The organism is Glaciecola sp. G7-5, from assembly GCF_055808975.1.
Map to the genome: position 1 here is coordinate 2,074,144 of NZ_CM147892.1, position 19,976 is coordinate 2,094,119.

The 19,976-nt window shown below is 41.5% G+C and carries 18 protein-coding genes; 4 read left to right on the forward strand and 14 right to left on the reverse strand.

Going from position 1 to position 19,976, the window contains the following annotated elements; all coding sequences use genetic code 11:
• Nucleotides 1-9: 9 nt before the first annotated feature.
• The 5 genes from nagB-II to rapA form a co-directional block, all read right to left on the reverse strand.
• Nucleotides 10-1,011, reverse strand: a complete 1,002-nt coding sequence (nagB-II, locus tag AC0L6H_RS09010) for a glucosamine-6-phosphate deaminase NagB-II (protein ID WP_473393890.1) — start codon at nucleotides 1,009-1,011, stop codon at nucleotides 10-12.
• Nucleotides 1,012-1,303: 292 nt separating this feature from the next.
• On the reverse strand, nucleotides 1,304-1,603 hold the full coding sequence (locus AC0L6H_RS09015; protein ID WP_473393892.1) for a hypothetical protein: 300 nt from the start codon (nucleotides 1,601-1,603) through the stop codon (nucleotides 1,304-1,306).
• A 175-nt stretch (nucleotides 1,604-1,778) separates the two neighbouring features.
• Nucleotides 1,779-2,693, reverse strand: a complete 915-nt coding sequence (locus AC0L6H_RS09020; RefSeq protein ID WP_473393893.1) for a DUF3530 family protein — start codon at nucleotides 2,691-2,693, stop codon at nucleotides 1,779-1,781.
• Between the two features lie 143 nt (nucleotides 2,694-2,836).
• Nucleotides 2,837-3,484 carry a pseudouridine synthase gene (locus AC0L6H_RS09025; protein ID WP_473393894.1) on the reverse strand — a complete coding sequence of 216 codons (648 nt, stop codon included), beginning with the start codon at nucleotides 3,482-3,484 and terminating at the stop codon, nucleotides 2,837-2,839.
• A gap of 32 nt (nucleotides 3,485-3,516) precedes the next feature.
• Entirely contained in the window at nucleotides 3,517-6,345 is a 2,829-nt protein-coding gene (gene rapA / locus AC0L6H_RS09030; protein WP_473393895.1) for an RNA polymerase-associated protein RapA, read from the reverse strand.
• A 396-nt stretch (nucleotides 6,346-6,741) separates the two neighbouring features.
• Between rapA and AC0L6H_RS09035 the strand changes: the two genes are divergently transcribed.
• On the forward strand, nucleotides 6,742-8,124 hold the full coding sequence (locus tag AC0L6H_RS09035) for a PhoH family protein (RefSeq protein WP_473393897.1): 1,383 nt from the start codon (nucleotides 6,742-6,744) through the stop codon (nucleotides 8,122-8,124).
• A 109-nt stretch (nucleotides 8,125-8,233) separates the two neighbouring features.
• On the opposite strand, the gene AC0L6H_RS09040 is transcribed toward AC0L6H_RS09035, so the two are convergent.
• The 5 genes from AC0L6H_RS09040 to AC0L6H_RS09060 all read right to left on the reverse strand — a co-directional run bounded on the left by AC0L6H_RS09040 (nucleotide 8,234) and on the right by AC0L6H_RS09060 (nucleotide 11,480).
• Nucleotides 8,234-9,349 carry an AI-2E family transporter gene (locus AC0L6H_RS09040; RefSeq protein ID WP_473393898.1) on the reverse strand — a complete coding sequence of 372 codons (1,116 nt, stop codon included), beginning with the start codon at nucleotides 9,347-9,349 and terminating at the stop codon, nucleotides 8,234-8,236.
• Between the two features lie 122 nt (nucleotides 9,350-9,471).
• Nucleotides 9,472-10,407 (reverse strand): formate/nitrite transporter family protein, encoded by a 936-nt coding sequence (locus AC0L6H_RS09045; protein ID WP_473393899.1) that lies wholly within the window; start codon nucleotides 10,405-10,407, stop codon nucleotides 9,472-9,474.
• Nucleotides 10,408-10,470: 63 nt separating this feature from the next.
• Nucleotides 10,471-10,728, reverse strand: a complete 258-nt coding sequence (locus AC0L6H_RS09050; protein WP_473393901.1) for a hypothetical protein — start codon at nucleotides 10,726-10,728, stop codon at nucleotides 10,471-10,473.
• Between the two features lies 1 nt (nucleotide 10,729).
• On the reverse strand, nucleotides 10,730-11,155 hold the full coding sequence (locus AC0L6H_RS09055) for a hypothetical protein (protein ID WP_473393902.1): 426 nt from the start codon (nucleotides 11,153-11,155) through the stop codon (nucleotides 10,730-10,732).
• Between the two features lie 16 nt (nucleotides 11,156-11,171).
• Nucleotides 11,172-11,480 (reverse strand): DUF883 domain-containing protein, encoded by a 309-nt coding sequence (locus AC0L6H_RS09060; RefSeq protein WP_473393904.1) that lies wholly within the window; start codon nucleotides 11,478-11,480, stop codon nucleotides 11,172-11,174.
• Nucleotides 11,481-11,789: 309 nt separating this feature from the next.
• Here AC0L6H_RS09060 and AC0L6H_RS09065 point away from each other — a divergent pair, with 309 nt between their 5' ends.
• Nucleotides 11,790-12,836, forward strand: a complete 1,047-nt coding sequence (locus AC0L6H_RS09065; RefSeq protein ID WP_473393905.1) for a mechanosensitive ion channel family protein — start codon at nucleotides 11,790-11,792, stop codon at nucleotides 12,834-12,836.
• On the opposite strand, the gene AC0L6H_RS09070 is transcribed toward AC0L6H_RS09065, so the two are convergent.
• On the reverse strand, nucleotides 12,831-13,868 hold the full coding sequence (locus tag AC0L6H_RS09070) for a 2-dehydropantoate 2-reductase (RefSeq protein ID WP_473393907.1): 1,038 nt from the start codon (nucleotides 13,866-13,868) through the stop codon (nucleotides 12,831-12,833). The genes AC0L6H_RS09065 and AC0L6H_RS09070 overlap by 6 nt on opposite strands.
• 336 nt (nucleotides 13,869-14,204) lie before the next feature.
• On the opposite strand from AC0L6H_RS09070, the gene AC0L6H_RS09075 reads away from it, so the two are divergent.
• Nucleotides 14,205-16,676 (forward strand): TonB-dependent receptor, encoded by a 2,472-nt coding sequence (locus tag AC0L6H_RS09075; RefSeq protein WP_473393909.1) that lies wholly within the window; start codon nucleotides 14,205-14,207, stop codon nucleotides 16,674-16,676.
• A 62-nt stretch (nucleotides 16,677-16,738) separates the two neighbouring features.
• Here AC0L6H_RS09075 and AC0L6H_RS09080 read toward each other — a convergent pair whose 3' ends face one another.
• The 3 genes from AC0L6H_RS09080 to AC0L6H_RS09090 form a co-directional block, all read right to left on the reverse strand.
• Nucleotides 16,739-17,338, reverse strand: a complete 600-nt coding sequence (locus AC0L6H_RS09080) for a hypothetical protein (RefSeq protein WP_473393911.1) — start codon at nucleotides 17,336-17,338, stop codon at nucleotides 16,739-16,741.
• Nucleotides 17,339-17,345: 7 nt separating this feature from the next.
• Nucleotides 17,346-18,044 (reverse strand): hypothetical protein, encoded by a 699-nt coding sequence (locus tag AC0L6H_RS09085; RefSeq protein WP_473393912.1) that lies wholly within the window; start codon nucleotides 18,042-18,044, stop codon nucleotides 17,346-17,348.
• Nucleotides 18,045-18,119: 75 nt separating this feature from the next.
• A complete protein-coding gene (locus AC0L6H_RS09090; RefSeq protein WP_473393914.1) occupies nucleotides 18,120-18,680 on the reverse strand; it encodes a DUF2589 domain-containing protein in 561 nt (186 codons plus the stop codon).
• 483 nt (nucleotides 18,681-19,163) lie between these two features.
• Here AC0L6H_RS09090 and AC0L6H_RS09095 point away from each other — a divergent pair, with 483 nt between their 5' ends.
• Entirely contained in the window at nucleotides 19,164-19,838 is a 675-nt protein-coding gene (locus AC0L6H_RS09095) for a choice-of-anchor E domain-containing protein (RefSeq protein WP_473393915.1), read from the forward strand.
• Nucleotides 19,839-19,976: the final 138 nt, after the last annotated feature.

The window sequence follows — 19,976 nt, forward strand, 5'->3', positions numbered from 1 at the left end:
ATGATTCTTTTATAAGGTCTTAGTGACTTTTTTAAGACCGGGTGGTTGATCTGGATTTAAGCCCATTTGCCGCGCAATTAATTCGATATCAAGGTAAAAGCGTTGCATCGCAAGCAAGGGTAAACACCGCTGGTGGCAGTTATCTGTTGTTATATCCATTAGGGTTGTTTTGGCACCTCTGCTATTGATATCTTGCATTAAACCTTGATGCGCATCAAACGATTCATCTCTTATCAAGATATTAATGATAGCAAGATGCTTTTCAACCAAAGCAACCGGTCCATGCAGAAATTCAGCGCTGCTAAATGCTTCAGCATGTATGAGCAGCACTTCTTTTAGTTTAAGGGCTATTTCTCTCGAAATGGCATAGCCGAAACCTCTTCCCAATACTCCGCAGTGTTTAAGGTCATCTAAATCCGATTTTTGTAAGCAAGCTTCGCCAGTGATTATACTTTTAAGTTGCATAGGCAGCTCTATGAGTGCAGCTAATAAGCTTTGGTCATTTTTCCACGACGCGACGAGGTGGAGTATTGCGCTTAGTGTCGCTAAGTAGCTTTTGGTAGCCGCGACCGCTTTCTCTTCCCCTGCTCTTAACGGAATTTCGGCATCGACTATTTCGCTCAAAGGAGAGTGGGGCGTGTTTACTAAGGCTATCGTCATTGCAGCGCTAAGTTTTGCCGCTTTCGCTTGGGCGATAATATCAGGGCTTCCTCCAGATTGAGAAATGACCAGCACGAGGGCCTTATCAAGTTTGAGATTCTTGTTGTAAATACTTTGTACTGAAGGCGCACAAGAGGAAACCGGAATACCCAGTTCGATTTCTATTAAGTATTTGGCAAATACGCCTGCATGATCAGACGAGCCTCTTCCAACAATATACACAAACTGAGGATCAAACTGCCTTATCTTTTCAGCTAGATTAAGCATGATTTCGCTATTTTCGGTCACTTGTTGACTAATAACATCGGGGGTTTGCTTGGCTTCATAGGCCATTAACGTATTACTAACCATTATAATTTCTCGTTTTTTAACGTAGATTTAATAAAGTGTATAGCACCAACTGCAGGACTGCTATTAGCGAGGACTATTTTCTTTCGTATATCGCTGTCAATAAAGTCACGTATGACTATTTACGGCCATCTTGGTATTGTATCTTGGCAGGGATGGGGGTTTTCCAGAGATAAAAAAAGCTGCAGTCACGAAGATGCAGCCGGTTCCTTTGAGCCAGGTTGAGCATTACACAAGTCAGGTGATTGCAGAATATTTCAATGTGACTGCTTGATTTGGTCACATACGCGATGGGTCAGGGGCGCATACCAACAACATCCAAAGGATAGGCTTTTTCGTTTTCTAAATAAGCCAAGCAAAATGCGACTTCTTCTTTGAGTATTTCGTCGCTAAGCAAAGTGGCCGCAGAAACAAATTGTGTTTCATGAAATAGGTGCCAAAAAAGTCGTTCTTTGTGAGTATAAAGTTGCGTTTGCGTTTGCTCAATTTCGGACCACTCTTCTAGGGTATCCCATAAAAATATTTCAAATTCTCGGTAAGGGATTTTAGCATGCCAAAAACCGCGAATATAATACGCGAGCTGAGTTGATTTCATATTTATAAAGGCTTGTACTTGCACGAGCATACCGCCAAAATAATTAAGTTTTAATTAGTATAGTCGGCATTTCGAAAAGCACTGCTTTATATTGAATTAATTATTTTTAACATTAGCCCCACGTTTTAGTTTGCGTGTTTCACTAGCGAGGCTAAAAAGAGAATACTCTATGTGCTTACCAACCTAAAGAATATGTCCAACTTACAACTTCTTTTGACAAATAATCATGCTGATTCATTCCTAAATTACCTCCAATGATATCACGTTGACGATACATCGCTTTTAACGCGACTTTAGAAGCAACGATACGCTCAACTGCAGTTTGTTTGGCCCAACTATTGTCAGAATCGCTAACTAAATCTAGAACAGGCATGGGCAGTGTCGCTAACTCTTGCGGTACTTGTTGGTTTTGTTCTGGTTCTGGCCAATAAGGGTTGTTGACGATTAATGCATCAATTTGTGTATTGTTTGATTTTGCAAATAATGTGATTAAACCTGATGCGCTTGTGCCGCTTGCATACATCACTTTATAACCCGGTTGCTGGGCAAACTTTTTATTAATAGCGTCATTAAGCAGGTTTAAAAAATACAAATATTCATCGTAAGTATAGGGCAGACTAAGTGCTTGCAGACTATTTGCTTTAAGGCCTGTTTGTGGCAAATTTACTTGGCTTATTTCTGTTGCTACTGGCTCTTCAATTTCTTGCTCTTGACTGGCATCAACCGGCTCATCTGTTTCAGTTTCGCGGTTTTCATTAGCACTAGTGGTTTTAATATAGGCTTGATTTGGCGTTATCAGTACTGTATGCCAACCCCAATCAGGTAGGCGCTTTGCTACGGCGTGCAGAGTTGGGTCAATTTGACCTTGAGCTTGAATTTCACTGACTAGAATGGCCACTCCTTTTACGATTGGCTGGCGAGCACTATAGCGAATAAACGGTAGTTCAACAGCTTCACCCTTCATGTTTATTTCTAGCATTGAGAGCGCTTGACTTGGCACGAAGTAAGACAAATCTTCTAGGTTACTAGTTGCCATAGACTGCGGCGCTGTAGGCGCTTGTGCAAAGGCATAAAGCACTGACGAAGCCAATAACAATCCTAGTGTATAAGCTATACTTGTTATTGCTTTAGTGGTAGCTTTATGTGCTGAAATTCGCTCTAGCATGTATATCAATCTGTTTACAAAAGGTTCTCGATATAATGCGTATCGGCCTAAAGCGCTAAACAATAAGATTAAAAGGTGTAGGGTGTCTCGAAGTATAGGCTGTCGCCACTTACAGGGTGAGTAAAGCTAATGTTAAAGGCGTGCAAGCAAAGTCTTTTGGACATCGCTTTGCCGGCCTCACTGGCATACAATTTATCACCTAATATTTCATTACCCATCGCCAACATATGCACGCGCAATTGATGAGAACGGCCAGTAATAGGGGTCAACTTTATCAAGCTAGAACGTGCGTCGCTATTGATTAACTCCCAATGTGTACAGGCGGCTTTTCCATTTTCAACATCAACCATTTGTTTCGGTCTATTGGGCCAGTCGCAGATTAAAGGGAGCGTTATTGTACCTGAGCTGTCTTTAGGTTTTCCAAGCACCCGCGCATAGTAGGTTTTCTTGACTTCTCGCATTTCAAATTGCTTTGAAATATGACGATGTGTGTCTTTGTTCAGCGCCATAATCAATAGGCCTGAAGTCGCCATGTCGAGGCGATGGACAATGGTCGCACTAGGCCATACTCTCTGCGCTCTTAATTGCAACGAGTCTTTATGTTGAAGTGCTTTACCCGGCACGGTTAACAAACCACTTGGCTTGTTAAATACAATTAGGTGCTCGTCTTTAAATACCACCTCAAACATAGGAGAAAGAGGTGGATTGTAGTCCATCAATGGCCTTGTCATGTTTACGTTTTTTAGACCTACCGGGGGTTATTTACCACAACACGTACACTGTCTAGTATAGGCTGGGCGTCATTGATGGTTTTAATCAGTTTTTCTTTTTGATCTACTAAGAAGTCGATTTCCTCTTGGCGGATCGATGGATTACTTATTTTTAGTTCACTCAATCTATCAATTTCATCATTGAGTTCGTATTCCATATTGATAAGCGCTGCTTTTTTCACATTGCTTAATTCTTGATTCGCCACCTCTAAACAGGCTGAGATAGTCTCTGATATTGGCGTCGCTAATGCGGTCATTAGCTGATTTGCCATTTTAGGTTTCACCTTAAATATGCTTGTGAACTCTTCATCGACAGGTGTTAATTTTGCATCTAAACAAACTTTTGTGGGCGTCGCTGGTAAATATCTGTAAAGCTGCAAGGCTGGCGGTGCAGACGGATTTAACACAGCGATAATTTCAACCCAATAGGCACCCACGGGAGAGCCTGGCTTATTAACAAAACATAAACTACTTTTACCAATAACATCCGTTAATACAGAATCTATACATTGGGTGACCAAAGTACTGTCTGGGTTGATAAAGGTCAGGTGCTCAAGTTGCGTAGCCGTTTCACGCTTATAGGTGATTTCTAGTCCCTCATCGGAAATACTGCTAATGGGGAACAAAGTATTTTCAGTTTGCCTTAAAATAAAGCTATGGGCGTCTTTTTCTTCTTGCACAATACCTAAACTATCAAATAAGCGCGTCATAAACTTAAGCATCGACACCGGATTCTCGGCATATACAATTTGCTCAAGCACTTCTTCACTGGCGCTATTGCCTTTGGCATTTATCTCAAGCAAACGGTCGCGGCCTTCTTCTATTTGACGTTTTAAAATTTCAGTCAATTGATGGCCTTGGGCAACCACATCATTCCAGTTTTCGATATCACTGGGTGTGGCAAGTGCGTGATGCAAATCATCTTCTAGGCGTTTATATACGTCGGCGCCTACAGGGCACGTGGCATCGAATGCTGCTAACCCTTCGCTGTACCAGTTAAATAGTACTTCTTGAGCGGTTTCTTCAAAATAGGGCACATGCAAGTTGATGTCATTTTTTTGCCCTATACGATCTAAGCGTCCAATACGTTGTTCAAGTAAATCGGGGTTAAGCGGTAAATCAAATAGCACTAAATGACGCGAAAACTGGAAGTTACGACCTTCGCTGCCTATTTCGCTGCACAACATGACCTGAGCGCCTTTTTCATTTTCAGAAAAGAAATGTGCGGCTTTATCGCGTTCTATAATACTCATACCTTCGTGAAAGACGGTGTGCCTAATGCTGGTTTTGGCCCGCATATATTCGGCTATCTGCAAGGCCGTGCTGGCATAGGCACAGATGACCAAGACTTTCTCGTCTTTATTTTGCTCAAGCATATCGATTAAAAAGCTGACTCGTGGGTCGTAGCTTGGCCAGGCTTCATCAAGCATTAAGCTTCGTTCTGGGTGAAGAGCATGTTCTATGTCGTCTTGTTCAAGCAGGCTTAAGGCGTACTCTTTGGGTAAGCGAAGTTTTGCCGGATGGGTGATTCTTGCTGGGAATCCCTTAATAGCAGCGCGTCTGTTTCTAAACAACAGGCGGCCAGTTCCATGTTGGTCGACTAAGCGCGTGACCAAATGATCGCGGTCTTCGCGATTGCTCAAATCAAATTCATTAAAATCGATATTGGGTACGACCTGTTTGAGTATGGATATCTCGGTGTTGTCTGGCTCGCGATCTTCAATAAGCGGCGTAACCGCTTGGGCTAGCTCACTATAGCCTTGTTCTTGGCTTAAAAATTCTTCGTAATCATAAAAACGGGCTGGATCAAGCAAGCGTAATCTTGCGAAGTGACTTTGATGCCCAAGTTGGTCCGGGGTCGCGGTAAGCAATAGCACCGACAAAGCAATTTGACTAAGTTTCTCAATGGATTGATATTCAGTAGAAACGTCGTCTTGTGACCAATGTAAGTGGTGCGCTTCGTCAACGACTAATATGTCCCATGAGGTCGCGCAAGCTTGCTCAAGTACCTTTGGTTGACTAATAAAGTGTTGGCTACACAATACAAGTTGTTCTTGGTCAAAGGGGTTTTCACCGCTTTCTTTTACTGCTTCTATACGTTCATCGTCAAACACTGAAAACGCCAGGTTAACCTTGCGAAGCATTTCAACTAGCCACTGATGTACTAGCGAATCAGGCACTACAATAAGCACGCGCTGGGCGCGGCCGGTAATTATTTGCATATGAATAATCAGCGCCGCTTCGATGGTTTTACCTAAACCAACTTCATCAGCAAGCAATACACGAGGAGCAAAACGATTACCTACTTGATTGGCAATATGAATTTGATGGGGTATTAGTTCAACGCGTGCACCTACTAAGCCAACAACACCAGAATTGGCAAATTCATTTTGTTGCAGCCAGCATCTATAGCGGGTCTCAAACCAATTTGGATCGTCAAATTGTCCATGAAACAGTCGTTTTTCGGGTTGGTTGAGTTTAACTTGAGGGTCAAGGGCAACTTCAACCACGTGAGCGATTTCTTCGTTATCAGTACGCAGGCCAACGTAGGTTAGTAAATTATCTTGCTCAACCACTTCGTTGATCGTGATTTCAAACCCATCAATATGTTTAACTTTTTCGCCAACGCCCAGCACTAAGCGTGTTACATGGGCATTTGATTTGGCGTATGTACGCTCTTCGCCTACCGCTGGGAAAAGGATCTTGACGCTGCGAGCATCGGCAGCCATAACGACTCCTAAACCCAAAACAGCTTCGCTATTACTAATAAAACGTTGACCTACATGAAAAGACTGAAGTTCGCTCATTACAACCGATTTGTTGACTAAATTTATGCGCCAATTGTAAACCCTATAAGGGGGCAATGTCAGCCTTTAATGTAAAGTTATGGCTATATGGGGCACTAAATAAGGATTTTATTCTTATCGCCTAATGAATTTAATTTCCATAATATTGCAGAAGTTTAATGACCATTGTTTGAAAATTTATTATGGTGTGTTACACCAAAGCTATAAATCGTTCGGCAACACTTTCCTAGTTATGATTATTTTGGAGTCATGAATGCCTGCTATTAGATTCGTAAATTCTTCCGCGTCAATTATCCTACACCTGCTCTACACATCGCCTTTTACATCAAATCTTAAAAGTCTATTTGCTCATCAAGAGGAAGCCATAAGCAACATTTATATTGAAGGAGCATGTTAATGAACAACCCTAGCGAAAACAGAAATCCTCGAGTACTAGATACTTCAGCTTTGGTTCATGATCCAAAAAGTCTATTGGCATACAAAGATGATATTTATATTTGCCTAACGGTTTTAGAAGAGCTTGATAATCTTAAAGAGCGGACCGACAAAAATGTCAGTCAAGATGCGCGTGTTGTTATACGTATGCTTGAAGATATTATTAACGGGCACACCTCCGAAGAAATGGAGAAGGGCATTGAACTGCCTTCTACTGAGTCAGCCATACGCGGCAAGTTGTTTATTGGCATAGATACACAAATAGATTTTGCAAATGAATTGAAGCATGCAATCGGCAGTGATGCCGACAACCGGATTATCAATTTCGCGCTTCATATGCAAAAACAGCTAAAACAAAATGTGACGATAGTCAGTCGTGATATTAATATGCGGCTTAAAGCAAGAACAATAGGAGTAGATGCAGAAGACGTATTGGTTGATAACCAAATTTCTGATGTCGATTTACTGTATACCGGCGTTCAGGCCTTTGACGGCGATTTATTTGACCAAATAAAATCAGACGACGATTTCAAATTATCTGGAGATGTTTATAAATTCCCCGCTGACATTTTCAATGATGAAGTGCAAGCCAACATGTATTGGTACGATAGCGCTGGGCATATTGGGCTGGTTACAGAAGTTGCAGAGGGTAGTGTTTTCACAAAGTTATTACCTCGGCAACAAGAAAAAATTTGGGGTATTTCTCCTAAAAATCCACGACAATCTGTTGCACTCAGTCAGTTAACCGACCCTTTCTATGACCTCAATATCATTCTTGGTCCAGCGGGCTCAGGTAAAACATTTTTGGCGATTGCAGCAGGATTACACCAAGTTCTAGAAACAAAACAATATAAAAAGATTGTGGTCGTCAGAAGTAGAGACTTTATGGATGATGATCCTGGTTTCCTCCCTGGCGATTTGACAGAAAAGTCCCTGCCTCTACTAGCGGGGGTGACTGACGCATTGATTTCTATGCATTCACATGGCAGCGACGAGAAGAGCACGCGCGCAACCATTGAGCATATTATTGAACGCGCTAACATTGAATTTACCAGTATGGCGTATTTTAGAGGACGTTCTATTGATGATGCGGTGTTAATTATTGATGAAGCTCAAAACATGACTCGAGCACAGATGAAAGGAATGCTTAGTCGCGGAGGCCGAAATTGCCGAACGATAGTCCTAGGAAACCTCGCTCAGATTGATGATCGTTTTGTTACGCCTGCTTCTTCTGGAGCAAGTGCGGCGGTTAACATTTTTCGACATTATGAAAAAGGAAGTGTGTTAATTTTTGATGAGGTTGAACGCAGCAGTCTCGCTGAGTTTACCGAGCGAAATATGTAAGATGAATAATGTAAGTTAAGGTGGCGGGATTGCTCGCCATCTTCTTTTCATGTGCCCCCAGCAACCCTTTTGATATGTAGCTTTTGCGCCAATGCTATCGTCTACGCCCCTAGGTTGACAAAAATTCAACCCAAGGCTTAGTGTTTTTGGATTGGTCTAAAAGCAATTTAATGCACACTAGTATGGGGACGGCAATAATAACCCCCGTCAGCCCCCACAACCAACCGGTTAACAGCAGCCATAAAATAATAATGAGTGGGTTTATTCTCATGTGCTTCGCTAATACTAATGGTGTAAAAAATTGCGATTCTAAAGTGACAATTAAGGTGACGCCTGACAACACAAGTACGGTATTAAGGTCTAGTCCCCATTGCACAAAAGCACCGATAGCGATAAGCACGAGCGCTAATATTGGCCCAACAAATGGCATGAAATTTAGCAGGCCTACCAGAACGCCGAGCAACAGCGCGTCTTGAAGATCCATTGCAAACAAAAATGTACTCACAATAATTGCTAAGCTAGTGTTGATAAGGCTCACCGTTAAAATGTAACGAGAAAGCTGTTGTTGCGCCTTTAACGCAAATAATTTTACGGTATTGCGTTTGTCCTCATGGACTAATAATTCAACATACTGTTGAAACAACTGCGGCGAATAGATAAGCGTAAATAGGATGAGTATCAACACGGTGAAAAACTGAAATAGAACGAGAGGCGCAGATACTGCAAGATCGCTTGCTAAGGAGAATAAAGATTCTTTTAAGCGTTTTTCAAACACTTCAGCGCTTTCGACTTCGGATTTTTTAGGTTCAGGTTCATCCGAGCTAAACCAATCAAACCAGCTTGCTTCTTCTTTTGTTTCTACTTTTGTTTTTGTTGTTGAATTATCAATAGCCTCATCAATCATATCGATTTGTTGCGATACTTGATCAGATAGTTCAGGCAACAGTTTTGCCCATTTAGTCATAGGCTCCTGAAGCTGTGTGACCAGAAACGACGCCGGTACAACCAATGCGGCTAAGAGCAAGAAAGCGCCAATGGGTCGAGGCACATAAAATCTCTTCAATAGCTTTACGCCAGGACTTAGTAACAGTGATATCAAGCCAGTAATAAGCAAAAGTAAAATGAGAGCTTGCGCCACGTAAAGCGTATAAACAAGGGCTAAAACCGTCAGTGTGCATAAGCACACCGATGTTGTTGAAAGACGGTGTTTAGCTACATCTTGCATGACTGTTAGTTCCTAAGTGTCGTTTACGTAACGAAGTTTAATATTGCCAAGTATATCCATTTTTAATTACTTTTGTATCTTGGTTTATGCTGATAAGCTAGCGAAAAAGCACTTTTGGTCTACTAGTTGTTTAAACTTCTAATATGACTGTAATTAAGTAGCGCAACAAATACGCTCCCGCCAACCGCATTCCCAAGCAGTATGACTGCAATTGCAGGGACTACATCAATCAACAATATTTGTGAAGAAGTAAACAAAGCAACTAAAAGCTCAACTGAACCCGCTATTGAATGATGCAAACCACCAATACCAATTAGAAAGGTAGCGATATAAATACATAAAATTTGGCTTGAAGTGGAGTGTGTAGAGAGGATTGTCCATGCGCCAATCGCCATCAGCCACCCGGCTAAAATGGCACTCACGAATAAGCTCCCATAATCATAATCCAGCACATGTTGCGCAATGATAAGATAGCCTTGCTGTGCATGAATTACACTGTCTGCTGCCGCTAGCAATGCCGATATTAAAAGAGCGCCGCTTAGGTTGCCTACAATAACCGTTGTCCAAAGCAGTAAAACTTTTTTGACTGTTGTTAAGCCCTCAAGTAAGGGGTAAACGGCAGTTGCTGTATGTTCCGTAAATAATTCTGTGCGACTCAATATACATAAAACGAATCCGAGTGGATAAACGAGCGCTACCAGTACACGGTTCATTCCGCTTAAATCGCCAAGGATACTTGCCATTACACCAACGGCGATAACGGTGAAGCCGATGATCATGCCTGCTGCGACCGACGACATAAAGAGTCCCCATGCGGGACGTTCTATTTGCGATTTGCCTTCATGTATGGCCAGTTGCAATATATCGTCTGCGTGTCTAAAGGTTTCATCATTGCGTTTTACTATCACGTGTTGGTAATGATCCGATTCACGTTTACGTTGCTTAGCTCTGTCGTTACCTGCTTGCAATGCTGATTGTTGAACAAGTCGTTCATTAATTTTTTGCATTTCTTTAGGAAGTCGCTCTGACTTTTTTGGTTTTTCGTTTGATTGGTCCAATTTTATCTATTCCCTTTTGCCTGTAGCAGGTGTTTAAAAGTGCCATGCATTATGGTTTTTAGATTACACGGCCAACCATAGTGAAACGACGTGTTTGATTGCAGTGTGTTTGCTCATTACGGATGTATTTCCATCATCCTTAATCATTCCATTTGCGACCCCTGCACCGAATGCTGCAAACAAACCTTTAGGCGATAACAGCAAACGTTTGACACGTGCTTTTGCTACTAAGGTGCGGTGTTTATCAAGAGCTGCTGCGGCGTTAAACGATTGTTCGCATCGCTCTAGTTCGAGAAGTTGCTCATTCAATAGACGCTTCATGTTACTGCTCCTTGTTAAAAGCTGAAAAGCTTCTTTGTAGCCCAACTAAATCCCAGGTTTGCTTTAGCTGCTTGGATAAGAAGAAGGCTAAACATAGGTTTAATATGATTGCGGCTGCAAGCGCCAGTGCAACTGATGGAATAATGTTGTAAATTGCAAGACCGATTGCGACGTTAATCAGCAGCCACAAGGTGATGGCGATACACAAAACGCCCAAAGCCAAGCAAATAGAAAGCAGAATGGCGCTGAGGCTAACTTTAGCCTCAGCGATCACCAGACTTTTGGCAGCGAGTACTTTGTCGACTTTTGTGCCGACCAGCTCTTCAATACTCGCCAGTGTTTTTGTGAACGAAGCGTATTGAGCTTCATTGCTAGCCGCAGTATTGGAACGAGCTGTATTTTGCTGAGTTTCGCTTGTATGGTCCATTATCGTAGGCGCTCAATTATTTGCGCTTTAAGAAACTTGATAGCAGCATGCCTGCCGCAAACGCAATGCCCGCCGTCGCAACTGGATTTTCAGATGCGTATTTTTTAACTGGCGAACCTTCCCATTTTGCCTTCAATTCTTTCTGTTTTTCATCCAGCGACTGTGAACTTGCTTGCGCTGTCTCGCGGATCCTTTCTTCAGCTTGAGCTGCTTTATCGCTCAAGGTGTCAACAGAATCATGTAGCGTATTTTTTAGCTTATCGGAAACTGGGTGTTCAGAATTTGATTTTTTCTCATCATTGGTCATTTGTGATGCTTGTGCCATGTTAATTTCCTTGTATTGTCGTTTCAAAATAATGTAGCCTCTGCTACGTCCACCTTACTGATAGCAATATATGCACCAGCATGATGACAATATTTTGTTGAGTGTATTCAATGTGTTAGTGGAATTTGTGATATCTTTATTTAGATTGCTTGAAAATATGTCAAAGTAGCGTGAAAAATATTCACAAAATATCTTGTGCAATAATTAGGGACGTATTTGCCCTATTATTCGTCTTGGCCAAACCGACGTTTAATGCAGCAGGCAGTAAAACAATAAGCGCAATGACAACATTTAATTGGAAGAAATAAAATGACGACAAATGAAACACAGGTCTTGCTTTCAGAATTAGAAAACTATTACGCACTGTTTATTGCTCAGCTTCCGCAAATTGGGATGGGCATACTTCTATTTGCCATTTTCTACGCTTTATCGGGCCCGCTCTCTAGAATGCTAATTAAACCTCTGAAGTATGCGCATACCAGCCAACTAATAAATGTTGTGATTCGCCGATTAATCAGTCTAGTCATCGTTCTTTTTGGTTTGTATCTGTTTTTAAGAATGGCAGGTTTAAGTGCTTTTGCCGTTGCAATTTTAAGTGGAACCGGGGTTGCTGGCTTGATTATTGGCTTTGCCTTTAAAGACATTGCTGAAAATTTCATGTCAAGCCTGCTGTTAAGTATACAAAAACCATTTAAATTATCAGATGTGATTGAAGTCGATGGTCACTTAGGCGTGGTCAAACAAGTGACCGCTCGCGCAACAACCCTGATTGATTTTGATGGTAATCATATTCAGATCCCCAATGCTACGGTATACAAAAATACGATACGAAATTTTACCGCCAATCCCAACTCAAGAGGTAGTTTCATTATAGGAATTGGCTATGACGCTGATGTTAATGAGGCTCAGAGTATTGCAGCTAAGTTGTTAGGAGAAATGGATGCAGTTTTAGATGACCCTGAGCCACAGGTTCTGGTTGATGAGCTTGCTTCGTCCACCCTTAATTTGAAAGTGTACTTTTGGACAAATACGCATAAATATAGTTTGTTAAAAGTGGCTTCTCTGGCGATGAAAAAGACAGTCAATGCCTTTACTCTTGCAGGGATAAGTATGCCTGATGACGCTCGAGAGGTCGTTTTTCCAGATGGACTACCGTTAATTCAAGGCAATAGTGACGATGCTCAAATCCCAGGGATAGCTGGCGACAGGCCTGCGTTAAAAATCACACAAAAACCAACTGCCCAAGCGAGTGATGCTCAGGGACTGGATGAAGAAGACCTTGAAAGTGACGATAATGACATTCGCAAACAGGCTCAAATAGCAAGAGAGCCAGAACAAGGACAAAACATCTTATAAGCTATTTTTTGTTATTGCCGCTTGAATTTGGTTTGGACTCAATTTAGGGGAGCCACTTGCAGTTGCTTCAGCAGATTTGACTAAACTCACGATTGCGCTGTTGACTGGTGTTGCGACCTTATACTTTTCGCCTAAACTGACTATCTCACCATTGAGATAGTCTATTTCCGTTTTTCGCCCTAACATAAAATCTTCATACATCGATGAGCGGGCTTTTGGGTCGATTTTTAAGGTCGCACTAGCTACACGTTTAAAAAGCCAATTTGGCAAAGCTAGAATGTGTGGCATTAGACTAGGGACAACCTTTCCCATCCGAGCCGGTTTTATTCCAGCTGTCTTCATCACGAGCAAGGCCTCAGAAATAACTTGTGTCATTATTTTGCGGTAAGCACGATCGTTCAGTTGATTCAACAATGGTACGCCAGATAGTGCGTTTACTGCATTATTTAAGTTTAAAATTAACTTACCCCACTGCACTCCCGTTAAATCTGGATAAGTATTAATGGGTAAGTCAGCTTTTGCAAAGGCTTGCAGTAAGGCTAGATATTCAGTGTCAGCAGCTTCAATGGCAATATTTCCTTCAGTACCACAGTGAAAACTCCCTTTGTCGTTGTAAGAAACATTAAAAGGAACCATGCCTTTGACTACAGTGTGGTGCGGAAGAAGTCTCTTCAAAGTATCAATATTCTTAGTTCCGTTCTGAATACTAACGATGATCGCGTTGGCCCTTGCGTGTTTGAGAATCGAGGCCGCAGTCAGCGCTGTATCGCCACTTTTTACCGTTAGTAGAATATAGTCTGCTTGTTCAATTAAGCTGATGTCACAAGTGTAGTGTATTTGCGAAAACGCGAGGTGTTGATTTCGTCCTTGCCAGTCAGTGACCTGTAATCCGTGTTGATGCAGTTGCTTTTGTATTCGCTGACGCCCCACTAATAAAGTGTCAACACCTGCTGCCAATAAACAGCCACCTAGATAGCAACCTATGCTACCAGCACCTACAATCGCAATAGTACAAGAGTTATGCGCGTTCATCTTAGTCGTTACCCATCATATGCTCTGCAATTATGTTAGTTAATTTAAAAGGGAAAAGTTAACGCCCTAAAAGGCCTTGTCATATTCTTTTAAGTTACATTAATTTGGATGTACATGCTAAAAAATCCATAAATAGTTGATTAGCATTTATATCAAACTTTGTACGCGGCTAAATTTAACGGCTCAACCGTGCAGGGGCTACTCAATTGCTTATTGAGGAATTGAGCTGGTTCATTTTTCTCAAAAAAAGCACAATTATTCTTGAATTTTGCCTTGTTTGTTATAGTATAACATTTAATAGTTGGTACATTATAACATCTTAGAGTCGAAAGGATTATGAAGAACATCGTTAAATTATCATTGATAGCTGTTTCAATCGCCAGTGCATTTGGTGCAGTTGCAAATACCATTACCGGAGAAGTCAAAGATGAAAATGGTAATGTATTAACATCTGGCTTCGTCCAAATTATGGGGACAAATAAACGAACGCCTATTGGTAGTGATGGTAAATTTGAATTTACCGGCGTTAAAGCGGGGCAGGTTGAGTTGCATGTTTCTTCCGTTAAGCATATTCATTCAAGCGAAAAAGTGTCTGTGTTCGCAGAACAAACCGTAAATGTAGACATTCAAGTAGACACGTCGAGTATTGAGGTCTTTGATGTTAGTGCGAGCGCATTTCACGCGTCTAATATTGAGTCGGCGGCACCTGTGAGTATTTTAACCGGTGAAAAGCTAAGACAACAACAAGCCAGTACCTTAGGTGAGACCCTAAAAAATCAAGTTGGCGTACATTCAACCTTCTATGGTGGAGTGACAAGCTCACCCATTATCCGTGGTCTTGACGGCCCCAGAGTACTAATAACGCAAAATGGAATGGATGCGGCTGACGCCTCAAGAATTGGCCCCGACCACTTAGTGTCGACCGAATCTTCTACTGTGCAACAAATTGAAGTGCTTCGAGGGCCTGCTACTTTGTTTTACGGAAGCGGCGCTATTGGTGGTGTCGTCAATATGGTAGATACACGTATTCCAGCAGACAATTTAAGTGAAGGACAAGTTACTGTCTCACGCAATTCAAATAATGCGCAACATGCCTTTGACGGCGAATACAAAACTGGCACTGACAATATCGCAGTCCAAGTTTTGGGTTTTTATCGTGACAGTAGTGACTATCGAATAAATGGATTTGCTGAAAGCGAAGGAGCGCATGAAGACCACGATCACGAAGATGAAGCCGAGGGTACATTTGGTGTTGTCGAAAACACTGCCTCAAGAACCAAAGGTATTACAATAGGAAGTAGTTATCTTTTTGACGACGGCTACGTTGGCTTTTCAATGGAACATTTGTCTAGCTTATATGGGATCCCTGGTCATGCCCACGAAGAGGAACATAACGACGAAGATCATGACGAAGAGGACCATGATGAGCTAGCGCATAGCGAAGAAATCGTGCAGGCTGACCTCCAACAAAATCGCTACCAGCTAGCGGGCGAATTTCAACTTAGTTCGCCGTTGATTAACGCGGTAAATTTTGGCATTGCCTACACTGACTACCAACATACCGAACTTGAGAATCAAATTCCTGGTACACGTTTTTCAAATGAATTGTTTGAAACCCGAATAGAAATTTTGCATCAAACTATGGCCGGATGGCGCGGAGGCATTAGTTTACACACTAAAATGTCGGACTTTGCCGCCGTGGGAGAAGAGGCATTCACGCCTCCATCAGATACTAAGTCTTTTGGGATAGGCTTGATTGAAGAAAAACATTTTGGAGACTGGCTCGTGCAGCTTGGCGGGCGTATAGAAAAAGTAAATATTACCGTGCCAAGTGTATTTAGCCCAGACCTTGAATTGTTAGAAAGTGGACATGACGAGGATGAAGATCACGACCATGAACATGAACACGAAGATGGCTTAACAATGGATTCATCCGATTTAAGCTTTGTGCCGGTATCACTTTCTGCAGGCGTCGTGTGGGACTTGGCAAAGGGCTATAATATGGCCGTTTCTTTTGTCCACGCAAATCGAGCGCCATCAAGTGCAGAACTTTTCTCTTTCGGCCCACATATTGGTGCACAAACCTATGAAGTAGGGGCTCTATATGAACTTCACGAGGGAGCCTTTGAGTTTGAAGGCGATAAGCCCAACATGGAGACATCGAATAATCTAGATATTTCGTGGCGTAAATTTGGAGGTGACTTTGGTGCTGTCCTAAACATTTTCTATAATCAAATAGACGACTACTATTATGCCGCTAACACAGGCTTTACGGCTGAGTTTGAACATGCCCATGAAGATGAAGATCACATTGAGGACATGCACGATGAAGATGAGGAACAAGGTGATGCGCTGCCAGTATATGCTTACCTTGCTGCTGATGCTGATTTATACGGAGCAGAGGTTCAGCTCAGCTATAATGTAAATAGCAACTTTACTTTAACCGCGCAAGGCGACTATATTCGTGCAAAAGTGAAGCAAAGTGAGACTGGAAATTTACCCAGAATACCGCCCATCAAAGCAATTATTAGTGCTGACTACAAGACGCAAGATTTTACATTGATGGCGCAAGTAACCCACATGTTTGAGCAAAACAAAGTCGCTGAGCTTGAAAGTGCTACCGATGCCTACACTTTAGTAGATATAAATGCATCGTATTATACTAGTCTGCTAGATACAGACGCTGAACTGTTTTTAAGGGGGCGCAATTTACTTGATGAAGAAGGACGCGTACATACTTCTTTTTTGAAAGACTTAGCACCCATTCAGGGACGTTCTTTGGAACTCGGAATAAGGCTAAATTTTTAGCCTTTAGCAAACCAATGGAAGTTTTCAAATACAGCATACGAAAGCTTATTGCGTCAATTTGACTATTCACGCAATAAGCTTTCGGAAACTTGAGGCATAAACTGTAAGACGTCAATATCACGCGTAATTAACAGCTTAATGTCACTTTCTGATAGTAGTCCTTTCAATTGTACGGCGCTGTTTTTCAGTTGTTCATGATGACATATGACATACCAAATACGGTCAACAAACACACCAACATCCTCGCTGGTCACATACTGTAAAGTATGCCCATTGTTGGCACTAGATTGAGCTAAAACACTGAGGAGCTGGCTTATGCTCTCGCTTGCTTGTTCAACCTTAGTACTTGCCGTATGAACAGCGTCTTGCAGACTGCTTTGCAAATCGAACATAAGCTGCGAAGCGATAGCTGTTTGTACTTTGCGTCGATTCGCTCTTACTTTAGTGTCAAAGACAGGGGTAATTATTTTCGCTTTAATACCCGATAAACTCGCACTTTTCGGTATTTTATTTTGTACTAAGAGGTTTTCTGCGCGCTCTATCCACTCGAATAAACGCGGTAAAAACTGCGGATCTTTTAATTCCATTCGTTTCACTAAAGCTGGAAACTCTAGCAAGAGCTGATTAGAATTTTCGACTAGAATCACCTTAGAACGAAACATGATTATATTACTCAGGCAGAAGCTTACGGCTGATGCTACCGTCACTATGCTCTACTTTTTGCCACTCCATGCCGTCTTCAGTTATCTTCATTTTAATATGTACAATATGCTCGGGCTTTTGCTCTCGCAGTAAATGAGTTTCAGCAACAACGTTCATATCGCCTAAGGTTGTGCGCTGCGTATTTTCAAGAATCACTTTCTCAGCGGCTTTTTTGATGCGCTCGACTAAAGTAGTTTCATTTACGTCATAGGCATCTTTAATTAATTTGTTCTCAACTGCGATACGCGTGATATCGGATGCTAGTTTGTCACTATATTCAGCTACTGGAACCAATTTTCTGGTTTGGTTTATTTTGGCTTCTAAGTCTTTAGCGCTGTTAGTTAAGACCGTTCTCACTTCTTGAGAGGCTTGCCTAGGTAGACTCGTTCGGCCTAAATTCTTAGTGATTTCGCTATATATCGCTTTATTAAATGATTGGTTATTAATGATATCTACATTCTCAACCAACTCTTCTTGGGTTGATTCAATAGCAAATGGAATGTCTAGTTCAACATCGGCAATACGCATGCGCGGCACCGAAAAGTGCTGAAGCAATTCATGCTTTGCATAGTCTTCGGCCAGCTTTACGGTTTGTACGTCAGCCATTACGCGTGCGTTAGATAAGCTAGATATAATACTTCCAAGGTAATCGTTTAGCTTTGGCATGTAATATCCTTATTAAACTGATTATATTAGCCAAAGGGCAAGGTAAGGGAAGTTAACGCCCCTTGACTAATAGTGCTAGGTTGTTGACGCAGGTTCAATGCTAGCAATGCTATCTTCAAGCATAGTCAATATACGATCTAAACCTGCTGGTATTTCATCATTCACAGCCGTAACTTTTACCCCTAGATTATAGGTTTTTTCTACCGTTGTGCCGCGCGTTGACGTTCTCTTGTATGACGCTGATGCTTTAAAATTAACAATTTTGTAGTTAATTCCAAGCTCTGCGCTTGCTGCAAACTCACTCGAAACACTGGCCGTTTCTGTGGAGGTTAACTTTGCATTAAAGTCTATCGTCATCTCTTCAATGCGCAGCGCAGGAATAGTTAGCATAGTTAAAAAAGGTACTTTTATTTCAACGTTTTTGGTAATAAAAGCGGTACCGGCTTCATTAGGCACCGACTTTTCAAAGGCGAAATCGACATACCGTAATTGATTGCTGTCATCAAATCCTACATCTTGAATAAAGCTGACTTGTGACATGGAAGCGGCGTGTTGTGCCTGAACTGCTGCTTGTAGCGGACCACCAATATAGACGCTAAAGTCAAGGCTGTTAAGTTCTTGTACTAAATTAGGCATAAAATCTTTCCTTGTTTGCTTGCTGACAGTTGATATTGTTTCCCCTTACAACGACAGCTGTTCAAAATATCAACAACTTTTAGTCGCGTCAATGGCCTCTTTAGACTTAAATCGTATAATTTTTGTACAGTTAGTGCAGATTTATTATTAACCCGTTTTCTTTGGACTTCCTTACTTCAAAAAAACATTTAGCACTTATATCACCAAATAAGGCTAAATTTTTAGCCTTTAGCTAGTTTTTTTCTAGCTGAAAAACGCAAAAAAGAACCTCTTTTCGGTCCTTTTTATGTACGCGAAAGAAGCGAATAAACAACCCAAAAGTGTCAGGTAATTTTACATAATTGTATTTTTAAAAATTCGGCAATGTGTAGGTATTTGTATTGTATGTTAAATAATTAGTGGCTCGTTTGTTGCTTAGTTTTTCTACAACAATAATTGTGTCTATGTTAGATACAATAAACAACTGTTTACAGGAATAGATAAATGTTAAAGAAAATCCTATGTGGGGCTGCATTACTTTGTGTCACTGGTTTCTCTAGTGCCGCCGTCATTACACAAGAGTTTACGGTCGCACGACAACTTACCAACTTTACTAACACGATATCATATAATCTTTTTGATGATATGGGTGGAACTCGCCAATTAGAATCTGTCGAGTTTACCTTGCTTGCTAGATCAAGTGGGATTGCTGAAGTGGAAAACCGCAATGCTACTTCAACAAGAATTACAGCAACGCTTTCTACCGATATCGCTCTTGTAAACACAAGTGGTGTTAAACTCGTTGAAGCTGCTCCTTTTCTTACTCGTTCTGAATTGCTAGCCGCGTTTGATGGTGTAATCGATTTTGATGGTCCTTCTGGCGTAGAGTTTTTGAATTTGAACACAAACGACTTTAGTAATTTGTTAATCAACGATGCGATGGCGTTAATGGATTTTGTAGGTGCTGGTACTACTTCAATCAATTTTACAGCTAAAGCGTTGAGCCAAATTACGGGCGGCGGTAACTTAACGAGTAGCTTTACGACTTTTGCATCAGGTGACGTTAAGGTAATATACACTTACAGTGACGTACCTGTTAATGTAAGTGCTCCTGCTCATGTGGCACTTGTTCTGTTAAGCTTAGTTGGTTTTGCTGGAATCAGAAAGTTTAGGAAATAATTACGCTTTCGAAGTCTTAAGACGACAATAAGACGCCCTCAACCGAGGGCGTTTTTTTTGGAAAAAAATAACAAACCCCTATCTGAAGGGGCTTGTCGGCAATTTTTACAAAAGCAAAAAATGTTATTTTGTTATTTT